Source organism: Cupriavidus sp. GW822-FHT03E04, assembly GCF_058801495.1.
The window spans coordinates 62,781-80,565 of sequence record NZ_JBXANI010000018.1 but is presented as its reverse complement, the minus strand read 5'-3'; the positions used below and the strand labels follow the sequence as shown (position 1 = coordinate 80,565).

Annotated in this window: 20 protein-coding genes; 10 read left to right on the top strand and 10 right to left on the bottom strand. The window is 68.1% G+C overall.

The genetic code is table 11. The features are described from left to right. Window positions 1-47: 47 nt before the first annotated feature. The 5 genes from AC1RQC_RS25355 to AC1RQC_RS25335 all read right to left on the bottom strand — a co-directional run bounded on the left by AC1RQC_RS25355 (window position 48) and on the right by AC1RQC_RS25335 (window position 4,375). The gene (locus tag AC1RQC_RS25355; protein ID WP_174425825.1) at window positions 48-824 is read right to left on the bottom strand and encodes an enoyl-CoA hydratase-related protein; all 777 of its coding nucleotides are present in this window, start codon (window positions 822-824) and stop codon (window positions 48-50) included. Window positions 825-912: 88 nt separating this feature from the next. Further along, window positions 913-1,734 (bottom strand): SDR family oxidoreductase, encoded by an 822-nt coding sequence (locus tag AC1RQC_RS25350; protein ID WP_416049915.1) that lies wholly within the window; start codon window positions 1,732-1,734, stop codon window positions 913-915. A gap of 70 nt (window positions 1,735-1,804) precedes the next feature. Then, complete coding sequence (locus tag AC1RQC_RS25345) at window positions 1,805-1,933, bottom strand: hypothetical protein (protein WP_492828695.1); 129 nt, start codon at window positions 1,931-1,933, stop codon at window positions 1,805-1,807. 294 nt (window positions 1,934-2,227) lie between these two features. Then, window positions 2,228-2,917 (bottom strand): GntR family transcriptional regulator, encoded by a 690-nt coding sequence (locus AC1RQC_RS25340; RefSeq protein ID WP_043350559.1) that lies wholly within the window; start codon window positions 2,915-2,917, stop codon window positions 2,228-2,230. A 45-nt stretch (window positions 2,918-2,962) separates the two neighbouring features. Next, the gene (locus AC1RQC_RS25335; RefSeq protein ID WP_492811481.1) at window positions 2,963-4,375 is read right to left on the bottom strand and encodes a C4-dicarboxylate transporter DctA; all 1,413 of its coding nucleotides are present in this window, start codon (window positions 4,373-4,375) and stop codon (window positions 2,963-2,965) included. Window positions 4,376-4,800: 425 nt separating this feature from the next. On the opposite strand from AC1RQC_RS25335, the gene AC1RQC_RS25330 reads away from it, so the two are divergent. Continuing rightward, on the top strand, window positions 4,801-6,066 hold the full coding sequence (locus tag AC1RQC_RS25330; RefSeq protein WP_492811483.1) for an allantoate amidohydrolase: 1,266 nt from the start codon (window positions 4,801-4,803) through the stop codon (window positions 6,064-6,066). A 44-nt stretch (window positions 6,067-6,110) separates the two neighbouring features. After that, window positions 6,111-7,379 (top strand): M20/M25/M40 family metallo-hydrolase, encoded by a 1,269-nt coding sequence (locus AC1RQC_RS25325; protein ID WP_492828699.1) that lies wholly within the window; start codon window positions 6,111-6,113, stop codon window positions 7,377-7,379. Between the two features lie 195 nt (window positions 7,380-7,574). Here AC1RQC_RS25325 and AC1RQC_RS25320 read toward each other — a convergent pair whose 3' ends face one another. Further along, window positions 7,575-8,165, bottom strand: coding sequence for a GNAT family N-acetyltransferase (locus AC1RQC_RS25320; RefSeq protein WP_150992589.1), 591 nt, complete (start codon window positions 8,163-8,165; stop codon window positions 7,575-7,577). Between the two features lie 248 nt (window positions 8,166-8,413). Here AC1RQC_RS25320 and AC1RQC_RS25315 point away from each other — a divergent pair, with 248 nt between their 5' ends. Together AC1RQC_RS25315 and arsC are read left to right on the top strand one after the other, a co-directional pair. Further along, window positions 8,414-9,319, top strand: coding sequence for a LysR family transcriptional regulator (locus tag AC1RQC_RS25315; RefSeq protein ID WP_492811487.1), 906 nt, complete (start codon window positions 8,414-8,416; stop codon window positions 9,317-9,319). Between the two features lie 103 nt (window positions 9,320-9,422). Continuing rightward, on the top strand, window positions 9,423-9,782 hold the full coding sequence (gene arsC, locus AC1RQC_RS25310; RefSeq protein ID WP_492374141.1) for an arsenate reductase (glutaredoxin): 360 nt from the start codon (window positions 9,423-9,425) through the stop codon (window positions 9,780-9,782). A gap of 97 nt (window positions 9,783-9,879) precedes the next feature. Here the strand turns inward: arsC and AC1RQC_RS25305 are convergent, their stop codons facing one another. The 3 genes from AC1RQC_RS25305 to AC1RQC_RS25295 form a co-directional block, all read right to left on the bottom strand. Beyond that, window positions 9,880-10,107, bottom strand: coding sequence for a hypothetical protein (locus tag AC1RQC_RS25305; RefSeq protein WP_492374142.1), 228 nt, complete (start codon window positions 10,105-10,107; stop codon window positions 9,880-9,882). Window positions 10,108-10,279: 172 nt separating this feature from the next. Further along, the gene (locus AC1RQC_RS25300; protein WP_492885006.1) at window positions 10,280-10,927 is read right to left on the bottom strand and encodes a 3'-5' exonuclease family protein; all 648 of its coding nucleotides are present in this window, start codon (window positions 10,925-10,927) and stop codon (window positions 10,280-10,282) included. A gap of 74 nt (window positions 10,928-11,001) precedes the next feature. Continuing rightward, window positions 11,002-11,652 (bottom strand): MBL fold metallo-hydrolase, encoded by a 651-nt coding sequence (locus AC1RQC_RS25295; RefSeq protein WP_477133553.1) that lies wholly within the window; start codon window positions 11,650-11,652, stop codon window positions 11,002-11,004. Between the two features lie 335 nt (window positions 11,653-11,987). On the opposite strand from AC1RQC_RS25295, the gene AC1RQC_RS25290 reads away from it, so the two are divergent. After that, the gene (locus AC1RQC_RS25290) at window positions 11,988-12,812 is read left to right on the top strand and encodes a septal ring lytic transglycosylase RlpA family protein (protein ID WP_492885004.1); all 825 of its coding nucleotides are present in this window, start codon (window positions 11,988-11,990) and stop codon (window positions 12,810-12,812) included. 72 nt (window positions 12,813-12,884) lie between these two features. Here AC1RQC_RS25290 and rsmI read toward each other — a convergent pair whose 3' ends face one another. Continuing rightward, the gene (gene rsmI / locus AC1RQC_RS25285; RefSeq protein WP_492374146.1) at window positions 12,885-13,808 is read right to left on the bottom strand and encodes a 16S rRNA (cytidine(1402)-2'-O)-methyltransferase; all 924 of its coding nucleotides are present in this window, start codon (window positions 13,806-13,808) and stop codon (window positions 12,885-12,887) included. Window positions 13,809-13,847: 39 nt separating this feature from the next. Here rsmI and AC1RQC_RS25280 point away from each other — a divergent pair, with 39 nt between their 5' ends. The 5 genes from AC1RQC_RS25280 to AC1RQC_RS25260 all read left to right on the top strand — a co-directional run bounded on the left by AC1RQC_RS25280 (window position 13,848) and on the right by AC1RQC_RS25260 (window position 17,665). Continuing rightward, on the top strand, window positions 13,848-14,216 hold the full coding sequence (locus tag AC1RQC_RS25280; protein ID WP_492374177.1) for a YraN family protein: 369 nt from the start codon (window positions 13,848-13,850) through the stop codon (window positions 14,214-14,216). A gap of 99 nt (window positions 14,217-14,315) precedes the next feature. Beyond that, window positions 14,316-14,903 carry a phosphoheptose isomerase gene (locus AC1RQC_RS25275; RefSeq protein ID WP_043350515.1) on the top strand — a complete coding sequence of 196 codons (588 nt, stop codon included), beginning with the start codon at window positions 14,316-14,318 and terminating at the stop codon, window positions 14,901-14,903. A 90-nt stretch (window positions 14,904-14,993) separates the two neighbouring features. Beyond that, complete coding sequence (locus AC1RQC_RS25270; RefSeq protein WP_492885002.1) at window positions 14,994-15,833, top strand: BON domain-containing protein; 840 nt, start codon at window positions 14,994-14,996, stop codon at window positions 15,831-15,833. 196 nt (window positions 15,834-16,029) lie between these two features. Continuing rightward, window positions 16,030-16,374, top strand: coding sequence for a c-type cytochrome (locus tag AC1RQC_RS25265; RefSeq protein WP_492374148.1), 345 nt, complete (start codon window positions 16,030-16,032; stop codon window positions 16,372-16,374). 28 nt (window positions 16,375-16,402) lie between these two features. Continuing rightward, window positions 16,403-17,665 (top strand): FCSD flavin-binding domain-containing protein, encoded by a 1,263-nt coding sequence (locus AC1RQC_RS25260; protein ID WP_492374149.1) that lies wholly within the window; start codon window positions 16,403-16,405, stop codon window positions 17,663-17,665. Window positions 17,666-17,785 lie beyond the last annotated feature (120 nt).

The following is a 17,785-nucleotide window of genomic DNA, read 5'->3' as shown; positions in this document are numbered from 1 at the left end:
GCGTCTCCTGGTTTCGAATTGGTGGTGCGATGCGTAGCCAGCGGTGGTCAGCGGCCCTTGAATGCGGGCTTGCGCTTTTCCAGGAATGCCGCCACGCCTTCCTTGAAGTCCTCGCTCTTCGAGGCGCGCGACTGCAGCGTGGCTTCTCGTTCGAGCTGTGCCGGCAGGTCGCTCTCCAGGCTGGCGTTGAGTGCTTCCTTGATCAGGCCGTAGGCAAAGGTGGGCATCTGCGCCAGGTGGGCGGCCAGCTTGGCGGTCTCGGCCGGCAGGGCTTCGTCTTCATGCACCTTCCACACCAGGCCGATGCGATGGGCTTCTTCGGCGTCGATTTTCTCGGCCAGGATGGCCAGCGCGCGGGCGCGCATCTCGCCCGCGTAGCGCGGCAGGAAGTAGGTGCTTCCCGCATCGGGCACCAGGCCGATTTTCGAGAACGCCTGCAGGAACGACGCGGAGCGGCCAGCCAGCACCACGTCGCCGGCCAGCGCCAGGCTCATGCCGGCGCCGGCCGCTACGCCGTTGACCGAGGTGATGACGGGCTTGGGCATATTGCGCAGCGCCAGGATGATCGGGTGGTAGCGCTCGCGCAGCAGCGTGCCCGAATCCTGCAGCCCGGGCTCACGCCCGGCCAGGTCGGCGCCCGCGCAAAAGCCGCGGCCATTGGCGGTCAGCACCACCGCGCGCACGGCCTCGTCCTGCGCGGCGCGCTCGACGGCGGCGCGCAGCTCGAGCATCAGCGCGCTGTTGAGCGCATTGAGCACGTCGGGGCGGTTCAGGGTGATGGTGGCCACGCCCTCGGCGGCGTGATAGAGCACGGGTGATGTCATAGCTGTCTCCTTGTCGTAGGTGTTCTGATGCGCAAATGCACAAATGCACAAATGCACGAAGGCTTGAGTGTGTGTAGCGCCGCGCGGCTCAGGCCGCCTTGCCCGGCGCCTTGGGCGGATGCAGTGCATCGGCGGACGCGTCGCCCAGCTTGCTGCCGCCATCGCAGTCGACGATGGTGCCGGTGATATAGCGGGCGTTGTCGGTGGACAGGAACAGCGCCGTATTGGCGATATCGTCCTTGTCGCCGTAGTCGCGCAGCGCCAGGCGCGCCTTGAAGCGCGCCTCCATTTCCGGCGTGGGCGCGAGCCGCGCCATGCCCTCGGTGCCGGCGATGGGGCCGGGCGAGATGGCGTTGACGCGCACGCCGGCCGGGCCCCATTCCATGGCCAGGCATTTCACCAGCATGTTGATGCCGGCCTTGGCGGCGCATACGTGGGCCTGGAACATCATGGCGTTGACCGCCTGCGGCGCGGTGATGGCGATCAGCGAGGCGCCCGGCGCATTGAGAAAGGCAAAGCAGGCGCGCAAGACATTGAAGGTGCCGATCAGGTCGATATCCACCACGGTCTTGAAGCCGTTGGCGGACATGCCTAGCGCCGGTGCGACAAAATTGCCGGCTGCGCCCGAGATCACGATATCGATCGGGCCAAGCTCGTCGCGCGTGCGCGCAAGCGCCGCCTCCACCGCGCCATAGTCGCGCACATCGGCTGCCATGCCGATGGCGCTGCCGCCGGCGTCGTTGATGCTAGCCGCCGCCGCGGCGATGCGCTCGGGGTCGCGGCTGACCAGCGCCAGCCTGGCGCCCGCCTTGGCAAAATGCCGGGCGATGCCCAGGTTGATGCCGGACGAGGCGCCGGCGATAAACACGACCTTGCCGGCCAGGACGTCATCTTTGAACGCGTTGGACATGGATTTCCCTCACCAGGATGGGTTGGATGATGAAAGCGGATGGCCCGGCACGGTGGGTCGGGCGGGAAGATCAGCCGCGCCCGCGGCGCGGGCGCACGGATGGCGGGGCCGCCAGGGGTGGCAAATAGGGGAGCAGGATGGCGCGGGCTGGTGCTGGCGATGCCTCGAACATCGCCACTGGACGGCTGGAACGGGTCATGTCTGTCTCCTGGCTTTTATCTTTTGCCATTGATCTTTTAAGCGGCCTCTGACTTGGGCCTCCGACATCCTACTCCGAAGCCGTGATTCGATCACGCGCGGATCTGGCAATGACGGCACGCGCGGCGCGCAAAAGAAAAAGCCCGCACCCAAGCCGGCGTGCGGGCTGCCGTCCGCGATGGACGGGCCAGGGTGTCATGAAGCGCGCCCCCGCAGCTTCATGACGAGGTCGATGATGGTGCAAAGGCGCGTGGCGCGCATTGACCTGGGTCAAGCGCGCAGCAGCATGCCGGGATCAGGCCAGCAGCGCCGTCACCAGGTCCTTGCTGCGGGCGGCGGGCACCTGCTCGAAATGCAGCGCCGCCTCGACGTGGTTCAGGTGCTCCACCATCAGGGTCACCGCGCGCTCGGTGTCGCCGGCGCGGGCGGCCTCGATGAAGTCGCGATGCTCGTCCGAGGAGCAGGCGGCGTCGCGGCGGGACTGGTAGAGCATGGTGATCACCGCGCTGCGCAACGACAACTCCTGCAGCATGCCCGTCAGCACACCATTGCCCACCACGTCCGCCAGCATGATGTGGAAATCGCTGAGCAGGCGGGTGCGCACATGCGCATCGCTGCCGCCCAGCGCTTTCTTCTCGGCGACGAGGTGCCGGTCGATGCGCTTGTAGTCGGCGGCGGTGGCGCGCGCCACGAATTCACGCGCCAGGGCTGCCTCCAGGATGCGGCGCACCGCGAACACTTCGCGTGCCTCCTCGGCACTGGGCTTGGCCACGAAGGCGCCCTTGTCCGGCACGATCTGGATGAGCTTGTCCTTGGACAGCATCAGCAGCGCGGCGCGCACCTTGGTGCGGCTGACGCGGTAGACGCTCGCCAGGGCCTCTTCGCGCAGCTTGGTGCCGGGCGGCAGGCGGTGCGAGACGATCGCCGCGACGATGTCTTCGGCGATCGCTTCGGCGGTCATGGCAGGGTCGATATGCTCAGGCATGGTTGCGCACTTGCGCAGCGTCTCGGTAGGAGGAATCCCGAGATTCTAGCGCCCCGCGGCCGTGCCGGGCAGCGGGGATGCCCCGGGGGTAGCCAGGGCGGCCTCGTGCGGCGCCGGGCCAAAGCCCGCTTCAAGGTCGCTGGCGTCGATCCTGCCGTTGAGCACGTCGTGGGCGCGTGCCCGGTCGATATCCTTTTCCCAGGCGGCGACCACGACCGTGGCTACGCAGTTGCCGATCAGGTTGCCGACCGCGCGGGCAATGCCGATGAACCAGTCCACCGACAGCACCAGCACCAGCCCGATGGCGGGAATGGCCGGGTGCGCCGACAGCGTGGCCGCCAGGATCACGATGGCCGAGCCGGGGATGCCGTGCGCGCCCTTGGAGGTGACCAGCGCCACCGCCAGGATGCCGAGCAGGTCGCCCAGCGCCAGCGGCGTATTGGTGGCCTGGGCGATAAACACCGCGGCCAGCGTCAGGTAGATCGAAAAGGCATCCAGGTTGAAGGAGTAGCCCGTGGGGATCACCAGGCCCACCACCGATTTCTTGATGCCGAGGAACTCCAGCTTCTTCATCACCTGCGGCAGCACGCTGTCGGACGATGCGGTGCCCAGCACCACCAGCAGCTCGGCGCGCAGGTAGCGGATCAGCTTGAAGACGGAGAAGCCGCACAGGCGCATCACCGTGCCCAGCACCACCATCACGAACAAGGCCACCGCGCCGTAGAACACCAGCACCAGGTAGCCCAGCTGCTTGAGCGAGCCGATGCCGTACTTGCCCACGGTGAACGCCACCGCGCCCAGCACGCCCAGCGGCGCCAGCTTGATGATGAAGCCCATCATCTTGAACAGCGTATGCGAGAAGTTGTCGATGATCGTCACCAGCGGCTGGCCGCGCTCACCCACCAGCGACAGCGCGCAGCCGAACAGGATCGAAACCAGCAGCACCTGCAGCACGTCGCCGCTGGCGAACGCGCCCGTGATGGTGCTGGGAATCAGCTTGAGCAGGAAATCCACCATGCCCGCGCTCTTGACCTTCTCGGCGGTGTCCACATAGGCAGACATGGCCGAGGCGTCGAGCGAGGCCGGGTTCACGTTCATGCCGGTGCCGGGGTGGAAGATGTAAGCCAGCGCGATGCCCAGCGCCAGCGCGATGGTGGTGACCACCTCAAAGTAGAGCACGGCCTTGACGCCGACCCGGCCCACCTTCTTGAGCTCGCCGGCGCCGCAGATGCCGGCCACCACCACGCAGAACACGATCGGGCCGATCAGCATCTTGATCAGCTTGATAAAGGCATCGCCGAGCGGCTTGAGCTTGGCGGCAAATTCAGGGAAAAACAGCCCGAGCGCAGTCCCGAGCACCAGGGCGACGAGGACCTGGCCAAACAGGGATCGGAAGAAGCGGGAAAAGGCGGCTTGCGGGCGGCCGGAAGCCGGCCGTTGCTGGACTGCTGGGTGCATCGTTGTCTCCATGCGGACGCGTCCTAGACTTTGGCTGGCGCATCCTGTCATTGCTGCAGGAATTGCCGGTTGCCCGCGTGGCGGGACAGCCGGCCTGACGTGCCGGGCGCGTGGCCGGGTGAGGGCTGCGGCGCTTCGCGGATTGGCCCGCTTGTTGGAGCGGAATCCACGCAACTCGCTGTCCGGATCAGATTGTCCGCAGCGAATTGTCGGAACGTGGAAGCCAATATAGTGCATATCATTTTTGTATGCAATTTTTGAATTCACTGTGCTACCATGAATCGCACAAAATAGAGCTCTCGCACGAGAGTCAGGGCGCACCGGGATGGTCCGGCGGCGCCGGCCCGGCACCCGAGGCACCGCTGGCGCGGGGCTTGCATGATCCGGCGCCACCCGCATTCGCGCACTTCCAGCAGGAGACACGCATGGCAGCAACCCTCACGCCCGCTACCGAAACCGGGGCGCGCATCATGGCCTGGGCCGATACCCTGGCCGTCCACACCGAGCAGCCAGGCATGCTCACCCGCACCTATCTCACCGAGGCCCACCATGGCGCCGCCGCACAGCTCACCGAGTGGATGCAGGCTGCCGGCATGACGGTGCGCCGCGACGCGGCCGGCAACGTGATCGGCCGCTACGAGGGCACCGCGCCCGATGCGCCCGCGCTGCTCACCGGCTCGCACTTCGACACCGTGCGCGATGGTGGCCGCTATGACGGCAACCTCGGCGTGATCCTCCCGGTTGCCTGCGTGGCGCAGTGGAACCGCCAGGGCAAGCGCTTCCCGTTCGCCATCGAGGTGGTCGGCTTTGCCGAGGAAGAGGGCGTGCGCTTCAAGGCCACGCTGCTGGGCAGCCGCGCCATCGCCGGCACCTTCGACACCAATGTGCTCGACAACGTGGACGACTCGGGCAAGACCATGCGCGAAGTGATGCGCGCGGCAGGTTTCGATCCCGCCGGCCTGCCCGCCGCCGCGCATGCGCGCGAGCAGGTGCTGGCGTTCGTGGAAGTCCATATCGAGCAAGGCCCGGTGCTGCTCAACGAAGGGCTGTCACTGGGTGTCGTGACCGCGATCTCCGGCGCCACCCGTTTTATCGTGGAACTTGAAGGGCTGGCCGGCCACGCCGGCACCGTGCCGATGGACATGCGCCGCGACGCCGCCATGGCCGGCGCCGAGATCGGCCTGTTTATCGAGCGCCGTTGCAGTGGCCTGCCGGGCCTGGTCGGCACGATCGGCCAGTTCAACGTGCCTAACGGCGCCGCCAATGTGGTGCCGGGCCGCGCGGTCTTCTCCATCGACATCCGTGCCGGCGAAGACGCCGTGCGCCAGGCTGCCGTGAATGACGTGCTGGCGGAGATCGAGCGCGTGTGCGCCCGGCGCAATGTGCGCGTGCAGATCCGCAAGACCCACGAGGCCGTCAGCGTGCCGTGCGCGCCCTGGCTGCAACAGCAATGGGCGGATGCCATCGCCCGCCAGGGGCTGCCGGTGCGGCACCTGCCTTCCGGCGCCGGCCACGACGCCATGGCCATCGCGGCCATTGCCGATGTCGCGATGCTGTTTGTGCGCTGCGGCAACGGTGGCATCAGCCATCACCCCACCGAGATCATGACCGCGGAGGATGCCGCTAGCGCGGCTGCCGTGTTCAACGATTTCGTCGAGCATTTCGACAAGCATTCCGCGCCGCAGCAGTAAAGCGCCCGCATCCGCCATCCTGAAAGACTTTTTCGAGAATCAACATGACCGCAAGAGACAACGTGAACCCGCTGCAGACCACGCTCACCAACTACATCGACGCCCAGCGTCCCGCGCAGGAAGCCTTCCTCGCCGAACTGGTCAAGGTGCCGTCGGATAACCCGCCGGGCGATTGCGACGCGCACGGTGCGCGCGCCAAGGCGCTGCTCGAAGGCCTGGGCTTCAAGGTCGAAGCGCACAAGGTGCCGGACGAGCTGGTCAAGGCCGCTGGCATGATCAGCGCCACCAACCTGCTGGTGCGCAAGACCTTCGGCACGGGCGGCCCCACCATCGCCATGAACGCCCACGGCGACGTGGTGCCTCCGGGCCTGGGCTGGACCAAGGACCCGTACGGCGGCGAAATCGCCGACAGCGAGCACGGCCCGGTCATGTACGGCCGTGGCGTGGCGGTGTCCAAGTCGGACTTCGCCACCTACACCTACGCTGTGCTGGCGCTGATGGAAGCCGAAAAGCAAGGCGCCAAGCTCAACGGCACGCTGGAACTGCAATTCACGTACGACGAGGAAACCGGCGGCGACATCGGTCCCAAGTTCCTGCTCGACCAGGGCTTGAGCAAGCCGGACTACGCCATCTCGGCCGGCTTCTCCTACGGCATCACCTCGGCCCACAACGGCTGCCTGCACGTGGAAGTGACGGTCAAGGGCAAGCAAGGCCACGCCGCCATGCCGCACACCGGCGTGGACGCGATCGAAGCTGCCACCCACATCCTGCAAGCCATCTACGGCCTGCGTGCCGAGCTGGCCACGCGCAAGTCGAAGACGCTGGGCATCGATACCGCCACGCTGAACGTCGGCCTGATCAAGGGCGGCATCAACACCAACGTGGTGCCGGACCTGGTGACCTTCCGCGTCGACCGCCGCATGATCCCCGAGGAAATCGGCTTCGACGCCGAGGGTGAGCTGCGCGCCGTGGTCGAGAAGGCCGCCAAGGACCGTCCGGGCATCGAGGTCAAGGTCGAGCGCATCATCCTGGCCGAGCCGCTGTCGGAACTGCCGGGCGTGGAAAAGCTGATCGGCGCCCTGAAGGGCCGTGCCGAGGAAGTGTTCGGCGTGGAGATCCCGGTGCAAGGCGTGCCGCTCTACACCGATGCCCGCCACTACACCAAGTACGGCATCCCCACCGTGCTGTACGGCGCCGGCCCGCGCACGCTGATGGAAGCGCGCGGCCACAACTCGGACGAGAACCTGCGCCTGAACGACCTGAACCGTGCCACCAAGGTGGTGGCGCTGGCGCTGTCGGATCTGATCGGTTGATCCGTCATGGTCCCGGGGCTGATATCAGCCCCGGGACTAGAAGAGAGGGCAGGCGCTCGCCGCGCCCTCTCGTCAGCCTTGATCGCAAGATCATGCACATGACAAATATATCTACCTAGTTATATCCACTTATAATTCCTAATTGGAATTAATTCAGGGAAATCGGCTGTCTGCCGGCTTGGGGCCGGCCAGGTCTTACGGCCTGGCAGAACGCTCCACCGGCGGCGTTTCGTCCCCATCTCCCAGCGACCGCTGCATCAGCACCGTATCGATCCACTGCCCGTGCTTGAACCCGACGGACTGCAGCCGGCCGATGGTGCGAAAGCCCACCCGCTCGTGCAAGGCCAGCGAGCCAGCGCCTTCGCCGCTGGCGGTGCAGGCCACTACCGCCACCATTTGCCGCCACGGGCCGCTCTCGCAGCGCGACACCAGCGCGGCAAGCAGCGCCAGGCCAAGGCCCTGGCCCCGGTAGCGCTCGTCGATGTAGACCGAATCCTCAATGGCAAAACGGTAAGCACTGCGCGTGCGGTAGGCGCTGGCGTAGGCATAGCCCAGCACCTCGCCGCCGCGCTCGGCCACCAGGTAGGGCAGGCCCTGGCGCTTCACCTCGGCGTGACGCAGGCGGATGTCGTCCACGCCCGGCTCGACCTCCTCGAACGACGCGCGGCCGTGACGCACGTGGTGCGCGTAGATGGCCTGGATGGCGGGGATGTCGGCAGCGGTGGCGTCGCGGATCGACGGGCTGGCGCAGGCCTGGACGGCGGCGGTGGCATTGGCCACGGCCATCGGCGTGGCGGAGGCGGCGCTGAGTGTGGCGAGAGGGGCTTTCATGATGCTGGCGCGGCGAGCGGTCTGGGCGGGTAAGCCGGTTCGAGCGTAGTCGAGGCCGGGGGAAAAACGATACGTGGAGGAAAGCCGTGTTGCGGCAAGCTGCCCCGCGATGGCAAGGGCCGGGGCACGCCGCTACCTTAACGTGCGCCGATGCTATAAAGGAAGCTTCGCTGACTTATGCGGCGCATAAGAAATTCTTTGGTATGCGGCATCTCAATCCCGACTTCCTGCAGGCCTTTTCGCTGGTTTGCGATCTTGGTAGCTTCTCGGCGGCGGCCGAGCGCCTCGGCTTGAGCCAGCCGGCCGTCAGCCTGCAGGTGCGCCAGCTGGAGCAGCGTTATGGCCTGCGCCTGCTCGAACGGGTAGGGCGCCACGTGCTGCCCACCCCTGCCGGCGAAGACTTGCTGGCGCACGCGCGCGGCGTGGCCGGGGCGCTGGCCGCCGCCGATGACAGCATGGCGCGCCACGCCGGTGGTGTGATCGGCCGGGTGCGGCTGGGCACGGGCGCCACCGCCTGCATTTACCTGCTGCCTGCGGTGCTGCGCGACCTGCGCCGCGCCATGCCTGCGCTGGAGATCGTGGTCAGCACGGAAAACACCGGCGAAGCGCTCAAGGCGGTGGAAGACAACGCCCTGGACCTGGCCTTCGTGACGCTGCCAGCCTCTGGCCGGATGTTCGACATCACGCCTGTGCTGGAAGACCCGTTCGTGGCCATTGGCCCCGCCGACGATGAGCCGTTGCCCGCTACCGTGACGCCCGCCGACCTGGCTGGCCGGCCGCTGGTGCTGTTCTCGCCCGGCGGCAATACGCGCCGGCTGGTGGACGAATGGTTCCTGCGCGCCGGCATCAGCGCGCGCCCGGTGATGGAGCTCGACAGCGTCGAGGCGATCAAGGAGCTGGTGGGTGCCGGGCTGGGCTATTCGGTGCTGCCGGGCATGGCGCTGCCGCCAGGCCAGCCGCGCGCGCGGATCGCCGTGCGCCCGCTGGCCCCGCCGCTGGCGCGCACGCTGGCGCTGGTGCTGCGCCACGACAAGCCGCTGCGCGCCGGGCTGCGTGCCACCGTGGCGGCCCTGCTGCGGCTGGCGCCGGAAAGGCAAAGCCCGGCCTGAGCCGATATGCCACCTCTCGGGGGCATGCGGGCGGGCAACGCCGCTTGTATAGTGCGGGTTTCAGCCCCGATGCCGGGGCATCGGTCGAACCAGGAGTGCCGCCATGATCACCATCTATCACAACCCCCGTTGCTCGAAGTCGCGTGAAACCCTCGCGCTGGTCGAGGCAGCCGCTGGCCGGCTGGGCGAGCCCGTGGAGATCGTGGAATACCTGAAGACGCCGCCCACGTTGTCCACGCTCAAGCAGCTCCACACCATGCTGGGCGTGCCGGTGCGCGAGATGGTGCGCGACAACGAAGCGCCCTACAAGGAGCTGGGCCTGGCCGATCCGGGCCTGACCGATGCCGAGGTGCTGGGCGCGGTGGCCGACCACCCCATCCTGCTGCAACGCCCGCTGGTGGTGCGCAACCGCCGCGCCGCCATCGGCCGCCCGCCCGAGAACGTCTCCCCCTTGCTGGCCTGAGCCGGCGCCGGCATACCTTGGTCCCGGAATAAAACCGGCCCCCACCTAGGTGGGGGCCGGCCCGGTCAGGGAGGCTGAACTGCTTCAGGCGGGTCGTCTAATGAACACCCAGCCAGTGCATGGCCTCCTGGCCGAAAGCGATTGCCGCCAGGACCACCAGCAGGATCACCAGCGTCACCGCGCTCACGTAGACCGTGGCCTTGGCGACGTCGGCGTCGTCCTCCAGGGAATGCGAGCGTGTGGACTCTCGCGAGGATGCGCTCACGTGCGGCCAGTGCAACCGGCCGGCCATATGGCGCAAGTGCAGGTCGGGATGGAAACGCATGGGCGACACCTCCTGGGCGTGGCTCGCGAGGCCGTGTAAGCGTATATGGCGTGGCGCCGCGGCAGCCCTGTGACGGGGTGGGTTCGGATGCCATATACGTCTTAACTATAGCTGGCGCGGCCCAGGATGCGAGGCCGGCGCACGGCCCGCGGCAATCCGCAGGCAAACCTGCTCAGGCCGTGGGAGCCGGTGGCGCACCATCGCTTTCGGCCAAAGCTTGCGCGGCGGCCAGCGTGGCCTCCCGCGCGCGCAGCTCGGCGAGCATGTTGCAGAACAGCGCACCTTGCTCCAGCGCATCGTCAAGCGCCACATGGGTGTGCGGCAGCGGGTCCTTCCACTCGGCCGGCAGTGCCGGCTTGACGGTCTTGCGGTAGGGCAGCCCGGTCATGGCGAACCCCAGCGTCTTGATGTCGAGCGCGGCCCAGCCAAACGGCGAGCGGCCGGCAAAACGCATCATGTACCAGAACATCCAGGTGAAGTCGAAGCCAGCCGGAAAGGCCACGAAGACCGGCTTGCCGGGCAGGCTTTCCACCCACTCCACGTAGCGCACCATGGCCCGCTCGGGCGGCTCCAGGTCCTGCCGGCAGGCGGCCCAGGCTTCCGGCTGGGTTTGCCACCACTGCATCTGCGCCGGATGCCCGGCCGCGCCCGGCAGCGTTTCCAGGTTGGCCGAGAAGGTGCTCAGCACGGTCTTGTCCGCCAGCATCGCGGCGGAAGCGAACGACAGCATGGAGTGCGGCCCGGGGATGGGGCCGTCGGCCTCCACGTCGGTGCTGACATAGATTTCGGGACGGGTGTCAGGTGCCTGTCGCTTGGCCATGGCCTGCCTTGGAAATGAGGTTCGAGAAAAGCGGCGGCGGGTTTAGCCCACTAGCCCACTAGCCTGCCAGGCCACTAGGCCACATCGATCAGGTGGTCCGCCACGTACGGGTTGTTCTTGCGCTCCTCGCCAAAGGTGGAGACGGGCCCGTGGCCGGGCACGAAGGTGACGTCCTCGCCCAGCGGCCACAGATGGGTGCGGATCGAGCGGATCAGGTCGGCGTGGTTGCCGCGCGGAAAGTCGGTGCGGCCGATCGAGCCGGCGAACAACACATCGCCCACGATGGCAAGCCGGTTGGCGCGCGAGAAAAACACCACGTGGCCGGGCGTGTGGCCCGGGCAGTGGTAGACCTCCAGCGTCTCGCTGCCGAACTGCACGGTGTCGCCCGTGTCGAGCCAGCGCTGCGGCTCGAAGATCTCGGCGTGGCCAAAGCCGAAGCGGCGCGTCTGCTCGGGCAGTTGCTCGATCCAGAAACGCTCGTCCTCGTGCGGCCCCTCGATCGGGATTCCAAGCTCGCGCGCGAGCGACGCGGCGCCCGCGCAATGGTCCACATGGCCGTGGGTGAGAAAGATCTTCTCCAGCGTCACGCCGTGTTCTTTGACCGCGGCATGGATGCGGTCAAGGTCGCCGCCGGGATCGGTCACCGCGGCGCGGCCGGTGGTCTCGTCGATCAGCAGCGCGCAGTTCTGCTGGAAAGGCGTCACGGGAATCAATAGGACTTGCATGGGGCGGAATTCAGGAGGGGGAACGCGGGATATCGCGAAAGCCGCGGAAGCCGTGGAAGCCGCGGGCGCCTGATGCGCCACAACGGGCGCAACCGCCGGGACGGCCCGCGATTGGAATCGTCCTCGCATTGTAGCGTCGGGCACACTGGAACGTGCTGCGCCCGGCAGCACGGCCAAGCCATGAAGCCATGCGGGCAGCACACCGTGAAAGCCTTGCCAGGACTGGCATTGCGCCCGACCGCCGCCGAATCGGGTACGGTTTTTGCCGCGCGTTACAGACAATTCGTAACATAATCAAGACCATAGGTGTAACTGCGTGATGCTAGACTCCCGCGATGTCTTGGTTACCCCCCCATTTTCCCCGCCCCGGGCGGATCGTCCGCCTGTGCCTGCACGCCACGTGCGCGCTGGCGCTGGCCGCCTGTGCGATCCCGCCGGCGGATGAAGCGCAGGAGGGCATGCCCACTGCCGCCACGCCGGGAAGTGCCAAGGCTGCCAAGCCGGGCAAGACGGCCAAGGGCGACAAAAACGGCGGCAAGCATGGCAAGGCCGATGACGTCACCAGGGGCGAGGCGACCGATCATGCCCAGAAAGACAACGGTAACGGCTGGGGCCTGTTCCGCTGGGGCGGCGGCAACGATGCGCTGGGCGAGGGCGCCGGCCAGGGCTCGCTGGAAGGCTTGCGGCCCGACTTGGGCTCCTTTGAGCAGCGCGGCACGGCGTCCTGGTATGGCAAGGGCTTCCATGGCCGCAAGACCGCCAATGGCGAGCGCTTCGACATGCGCGCGATGACCGCCGCGCATCCCTCGCTGCCGCTCGACAGCTGGGTGCTGGTGCGCAACCTGCGCAACGGCAAGGTCGCGGTGGTTCGCATCAACGATCGCGGGCCGTATCACAGCAACCGCGTCCTCGATGTCTCCTATGGCGCCGCCAAGCGCCTCGGCTTCACCGACCACGGCTCGACCCAGGTGGAAATCCGGCGCCTGTCGCGCTCCGAGGTCGCGGCGCTGGGGCCACAGATCGCGCCGGGCGATGACGATGCGGGCGATGGCGGCGACGATGCCTCCACCGGTTCCGAGATGGCAGACAATCCCGCCAAGCCGGCGCGCACGGCCCGCAAGGCGCGCAAGCCTGCCACCACGAAGCGCAAGAGCCGTTGAGCCGGGGCGCGGACCATGCAGCCCTGCCAGGTCCGCGAGGCCGACGGCGCCAGCCTCGCGCTTGTCTCCGGCTTACTCCGTGGCTTCGTCCTCCGCGCCACCCTCGGCGCGCTGGGCCAGCGCCAGCCGGTACAGCGCATCCGTTGGCGCACCGGTAATGGCGGCGGCAAGCTTGGCAGCCCGCTTGGCCGGCAACTCGGCCAGCAGCAGGCCCAGCACCTGCTGGGCGCGGGCGTCGGGCAGGCCGGCATCCGCCGCCGCCGGTGCTGCCCCTTCCACCACCAGCACGAACTCGCCCTTGGCGCGCGACGGATCGGCGGCGAGCCAGGCCGGCGCCTCGCTCACGGGCAGCACCTTGATTTCCTCGAACAGCTTGGTCAGCTCACGGCCGATCAACAGCCGCCGGCCGGCCGGCAGCGCGGCAGCCAGCGCCGCCAGCGTGTCGGCGATGCGGTGCGGCGCCTCATACACCACCCAGGCATGGTCCAGTGTGGCCAGCCCGGCGATGGCATCGGCGCGCGCACGCGCCTTGGGCGGCAGGAAACCGGCAAAGGTGAAGCGGCCGTCACCGCTGTCGAGCATCGCGCCCGCCACCGACAACGCGGCCACCGTCGCACTCGGGCCGGGCAGCGGTACCACCGCGTGGCCCGCGGCGCGCGCCGCTTCCACCAGCCGCGCGCCCGGATCCGAGATGCCGGGCGTGCCCGCATCGGACACATAGGCGATGCGCTCGCCGGCCGCCAGCCGCGCGTTGATGCGCTCGGCCGCTTCGCGCTCGTTGTGCTCGTGCACCGCCAGCAAAGGGCGGTGCAGGCCCACGCGCGTGAGCAGTTGCCCGGTGTTGCGGGTGTCCTCGCAGGCCACGGCGTCGACCAGGCCGAGCACATGCAGCGCCCGCAGCGAGAGATCGGCCAGGTTGCCGATCGGGGTGGCCACCACATACAGGGTGCCGGACGGGTAGGACTGGCCGGCCGCCAGGGAGATCCAGTCAGTCATGCTTGAGAACTTCCGTTGAAACCATCATTCAAATCCACGATGTCGCCGACGCAGGCGCGGGGAGCCCGGGCCGAGTCGCGCGCGCTGGACTACCTGGAAAGGCAGGGCCTGGCGCTCGTGGTTCGCAATTATCGCTGCAAAGGCGGCGAGATCGACCTGATCATGCGCGCGGCCGACGGCACGCTGGTGTTTGTCGAGGTGCGCCAGCGCGCCAGCCGTGCTTATGGCGGTGCGGCGGCCAGCGTCACGCCCGCCAAGCAGCGGCGCATCCTGCTGGCGGCGGCGCATTACCTGGCGGCGCAGGCAGGACAGGGCTTCGAGCCGCGCTGCCGGCTGGATGTGGTCGCGCTGGAGCCGGGCCGCCTCGAATGGATCCGCGACGCGTTCGATGCTGGCGCGGCGCAATGAAGCGGCAGGCAGCCCAGGCGCCTGCGTCATAATGCAGCGGTATCTTGCGGCGCATGCCGTATTTGAAAAGCGTTTGAAAACAAGAAGGCCGATCGAGCCATGCATATCGATAGCATCCAGCAGCATTTCTTCGACAGCGCGGAGACCAAGCGCCAGGCCGCCACGGTGATGGCGCCGCACATCGCCGCGGCGATCGAGCGCCTGGTTGGCGCGCTCACCAGCGGCAACAAGATCCTGGCCTGCGGCAACGGTGGTTCCGCCGCCGATGCCCAGCATTTCGCGGCCGACCTGATCGGCCGCTTCGAGCGCGAGCGCCCGGGCCTGGCGGCCATCGCGCTGACCACCGACAGCTCCATCCTCACCGCCATCGGCAATGACTACGATTTCAGCGTGGTGTTCTCCAAGCAGGTGGAAGCGCTCGGCCAGCCGGGCGACGTGCTGCTCGCCATGTCCGCCTCCGGCAACGCCGCCAACGTGATCGCCGCGGTGCTGGCCGCCAAGCAGCGGGACATGAGCGTGGTGGCGCTGACCGGCCAGGGCGGGGGCGAGCTCGCCGGCCTGCTCGACGAATTCGACGTCCACCTGTGCGTGCCCAGCGAGCGCGCGGCGCGCATCCAGGAAGTGCACCTGTTGACCCTGCATTGCCTGTGCGACGGCATCGACGAAGCGTTGCTGGGCGAGGGGTAAGGCCTGCGCCCACCCAAGCTCGCCGCGCGGCGCTGCCGCCTTTTGCCACCACAGCCCTTTTTTTGCCTCACCGCTTTCAGCAAGGACCGCATGACGACTCTGCCCAACCCGCGTGAATCCCGCGCCGCCCGGCTGACCGGGCACCTGCCGCGCCTGGCCCGCACCGCCGCCATGATGGCGGCCCTGACCGTCGCGGCCACGCAGCTCGCCGGCTGCTTTCCGGTCATCGCTGCCGGCATGGCCAGCGGCGTGACCATGGCCACCGACCGCCGGCCCACCGCCACCCAGACCATCGACCGCGGCCTGCAGCTCGAAGCCGAGAACACGCTGAACTCGCGCTACAACGGCCAGGCCCGCGTGAGCGTGTCGGTCTTCAACCGCAAGGTGCTGCTGACAGGCGAGGCCAAGGACAACACGGTCAAGCAGCAGATCGAGCAATACGTAAAGGGCCTGCCCAATGCGCGCGAAGTGGTCAACGAGCTCGAGATCGTCTCGTCGCCGTCGTTCGTCACCCAGAGCCAGGACACCTTTATCACAAGCAAGGTCAAGACCATGCTGGTCACCGCCGATGGCGTGCCCTCGAACTCGATCAAGATCGTCACCGAGAAGGGCGTCGTCTACCTGCTCGGCGTGGTCACGCCGCCCGAGGGCGAGCGCGCCACCGATGTGGCGCGCAATGCCAGCGGCGTGGTCAAGGTGGTCAAGGCATTCGACTATGTGACCGAAGCCGAGGCGGCCAGGCTCGACGCTGCCTCCACCGGGCGGACCACGCCGCCAGACGCAGCGCCCGCCACACCTGGTACGCCAGCACCGGCGCAGTCGGCGCCCGCGCAAACCGCACCCGACGCCGCCAGCGGCGCCACGACCAGCCCGGTGGCATCGCCCGTTGCCTCGCCGGTGGCATTGCCGCCCGGCCGTAACCTGCCCTGAACGGCCGCGCGCGAAAGGCGGCCCGCCAGGCTCCCGCCTTTCGCGCAGCGCCCGCCGACTCTGCTGGCTGCTGCCGGCCGCCGCCCGCGCCTGAGAGCAGCCGGCGCAGTTCGATCTGCGGATTTCGCATCACATGCGCGCGCTGCGCTGTGCTAGGGTTGGCACGCCCTCGCGGCGCGACCCCGGAGCGAACACCATGAACCAGACCCTCACACCAGCTGCCCTGCCTACGCTAATAGCGTTAATAGCGCTGACGCTGCTGGCCCTGCCTGCCTGCGCGCGCGCGCAGGCGACCGACGCCACCGCGCTGCAGGCGCGCAACTGGGCCGCCGCCTGCGCCGGCTGCCACGGCCCGGCCGGCCGCGCGCCTGCGGGCAGCGTGGTGCCGGCACTCGCCGGGCGCAGCCAGTCCGAGCTGGTCCGCCAGCTGCAGGACTTCAAGCAAGGCAAGCGCGAGGCCACCGTGATGCAGCAGATCGCCAAGGGCTACAGCGACCAGCAGATCGAGGCCATCGCGGGCTGGTTCGCCGCCGTGCGCTAACCCTGCAACCCGGCAAGGAGATTTCCAGATGCAACGACGTGAGTTTCTCGGCACGCTGGCCGGCGCGGCCATGTTCGGCACGCTCGGCGCGCAGGCCGCGACCCGCAGGGCAAAGGTGGTGGTGGTGGGCGGCGGCTATGGCGGCGCCACTGCCGCGCGCTACCTGCGCGAATGGAGCACGCAGGGCATCGAGGTCACCCTGGTCGAGCCCAACGCCAGCTTTGTGTCCTGCCCGCTATCCAACCTGGTGCTCGCCGGCAGCAAGCGCATCGACGACATCACCTTGTCCTACGATGCGCTGGCAAAGCGCCACGGCGTCAAGGTCGTGCGCGACCACGTCAGCGCCATCGACGCCGCGCGCCGCGAGGTACGCCTGGCAGGTGGCGGCACGCTCGCCTACGACAAGCTGGTGCTCTCACCTGGCGTGGACGTGCTCTCCGGCGAGATCCCGGGCCTTGCCCAGCCCGGCGGCGACCAGATCCTGCACGCCTGGAAGGCCGGCCCGCAAACGGTGGGCCTGCGCCGCCAGTTGGAGGCCATGCGCGACGGCGGCACCTTCGCCATCAGCATTCCGCTGGCGCCGTATCGCTGCCCGCCTGGCCCCTATGAGCGCGCCTGCCTGGTCGCGGACTATTTCACCCGGGCCAAGCCGCGCAGCAAGGTGCTGATCCTTGACGCCAATCCCGACGTCACCTCCAAGGCAGCGCTGTTCAAGCAGGTCTGGGCCACGCGCTACCAGGGCATGGTCGAGTACCGGCCGCAGTACAACGCCGTCGATGTGGACCCTGTCACCCGCACGCTCAAGTTCGAGGTGCAGGACGACGAGCGCGCCGAAGTGCTCAACCTGCTGCCGCCGCAGCGGGCCGGGGCCATCGCCGTTGCAAGCGGGCTGGCCACCGCCAACGGCCGCTGGTGCGAGGTCGATTTCCTCACCTTCGAATCCAAGGCCGCGCCCAATATCCACGTGCTCGGCGATGCCATCCAGATTGCGCCGCTGATGCCCAAATCGGGCCATATGGCCAACCAGCATGGCAAGGTGGCGGCCGCTGCTATCGTGTCGCTGCTAGCCGGCCACGCGCCCAACCCCGAGCCGCTGTACAACAACACCTGCTATAGCTTCACCTCAGAGCGCGAAGCCATCCATATCGCCAGCGTGCATCGCTACGATGCCGCGCAGAAGACCATGGTCACGGTGCCCGGGTCAGGCGGGCTGTCGGCGGCGCCGAACGCGCTGGAAGGCACCTATGCGCAGGCGTGGGCGGATGCCATCTGGGCCGACATGCTGGGCTGAGGGCAGTCCGCGGCAGTCACGATCTGCGTTGTCGTGCTGGAGAACACCACGGGCTTCGCTTCAAGTGGTTCCTGGCTAAGCCACCCTCTCCCCCTGAGGGGAGAGGGAGAGACAGCCTTC

What these genes read in the sequence shown, in the direction of transcription:
- AC1RQC_RS25305 (WP_492374142.1), bottom strand. Translation starts at nt 10,107, where the DNA reads ATGCGTTTCCATCCCGACCTGCACTTGCGCCATATGGCCGGCCGGTTG.
- AC1RQC_RS25330 (WP_492811483.1), top strand. Translation starts at nt 4,801, where the DNA reads ATGGCAGCAACCCTCACGCCCGCTACCGAAACCGGGGCGCGCATCATG.
- AC1RQC_RS25350 (WP_416049915.1), bottom strand. Translation starts at nt 1,734, where the DNA reads ATGTCCAACGCGTTCAAAGATGACGTCCTGGCCGGCAAGGTCGTGTTT.
- AC1RQC_RS25275 (WP_043350515.1), top strand. Translation starts at nt 14,316, where the DNA reads ATGCATATCGATAGCATCCAGCAGCATTTCTTCGACAGCGCGGAGACC.
- AC1RQC_RS25265 (WP_492374148.1), top strand. Translation starts at nt 16,030, where the DNA reads ATGAACCAGACCCTCACACCAGCTGCCCTGCCTACGCTAATAGCGTTA.
- AC1RQC_RS25300 (WP_492885006.1), bottom strand. Translation starts at nt 10,927, where the DNA reads ATGGCCAAGCGACAGGCACCTGACACCCGTCCCGAAATCTATGTCAGC.
- AC1RQC_RS25325 (WP_492828699.1), top strand. Translation starts at nt 6,111, where the DNA reads ATGACCGCAAGAGACAACGTGAACCCGCTGCAGACCACGCTCACCAAC.
- AC1RQC_RS25340 (WP_043350559.1), bottom strand. Translation starts at nt 2,917, where the DNA reads ATGCCTGAGCATATCGACCCTGCCATGACCGCCGAAGCGATCGCCGAA.
- AC1RQC_RS25355 (WP_174425825.1), bottom strand. Translation starts at nt 824, where the DNA reads ATGACATCACCCGTGCTCTATCACGCCGCCGAGGGCGTGGCCACCATC.
- AC1RQC_RS25345 (WP_492828695.1), bottom strand. Translation starts at nt 1,933, where the DNA reads ATGACCCGTTCCAGCCGTCCAGTGGCGATGTTCGAGGCATCGCCAGCA.
- AC1RQC_RS25335 (WP_492811481.1), bottom strand. Translation starts at nt 4,375, where the DNA reads ATGCACCCAGCAGTCCAGCAACGGCCGGCTTCCGGCCGCCCGCAAGCC.
- AC1RQC_RS25315 (WP_492811487.1), top strand. Translation starts at nt 8,414, where the DNA reads ATGCGGCATCTCAATCCCGACTTCCTGCAGGCCTTTTCGCTGGTTTGC.
- AC1RQC_RS25280 (WP_492374177.1), top strand. Translation starts at nt 13,848, where the DNA reads ATGTCGCCGACGCAGGCGCGGGGAGCCCGGGCCGAGTCGCGCGCGCTG.
- rsmI (WP_492374146.1), bottom strand. Translation starts at nt 13,808, where the DNA reads ATGACTGACTGGATCTCCCTGGCGGCCGGCCAGTCCTACCCGTCCGGC.
- AC1RQC_RS25260 (WP_492374149.1), top strand. Translation starts at nt 16,403, where the DNA reads ATGCAACGACGTGAGTTTCTCGGCACGCTGGCCGGCGCGGCCATGTTC.
- arsC (WP_492374141.1), top strand. Translation starts at nt 9,423, where the DNA reads ATGATCACCATCTATCACAACCCCCGTTGCTCGAAGTCGCGTGAAACC.
- AC1RQC_RS25320 (WP_150992589.1), bottom strand. Translation starts at nt 8,165, where the DNA reads ATGGCCGTGGCCAATGCCACCGCCGCCGTCCAGGCCTGCGCCAGCCCG.
- AC1RQC_RS25295 (WP_477133553.1), bottom strand. Translation starts at nt 11,652, where the DNA reads ATGCAAGTCCTATTGATTCCCGTGACGCCTTTCCAGCAGAACTGCGCG.
- AC1RQC_RS25270 (WP_492885002.1), top strand. Translation starts at nt 14,994, where the DNA reads ATGACGACTCTGCCCAACCCGCGTGAATCCCGCGCCGCCCGGCTGACC.
- AC1RQC_RS25290 (WP_492885004.1), top strand. Translation starts at nt 11,988, where the DNA reads ATGTCTTGGTTACCCCCCCATTTTCCCCGCCCCGGGCGGATCGTCCGC.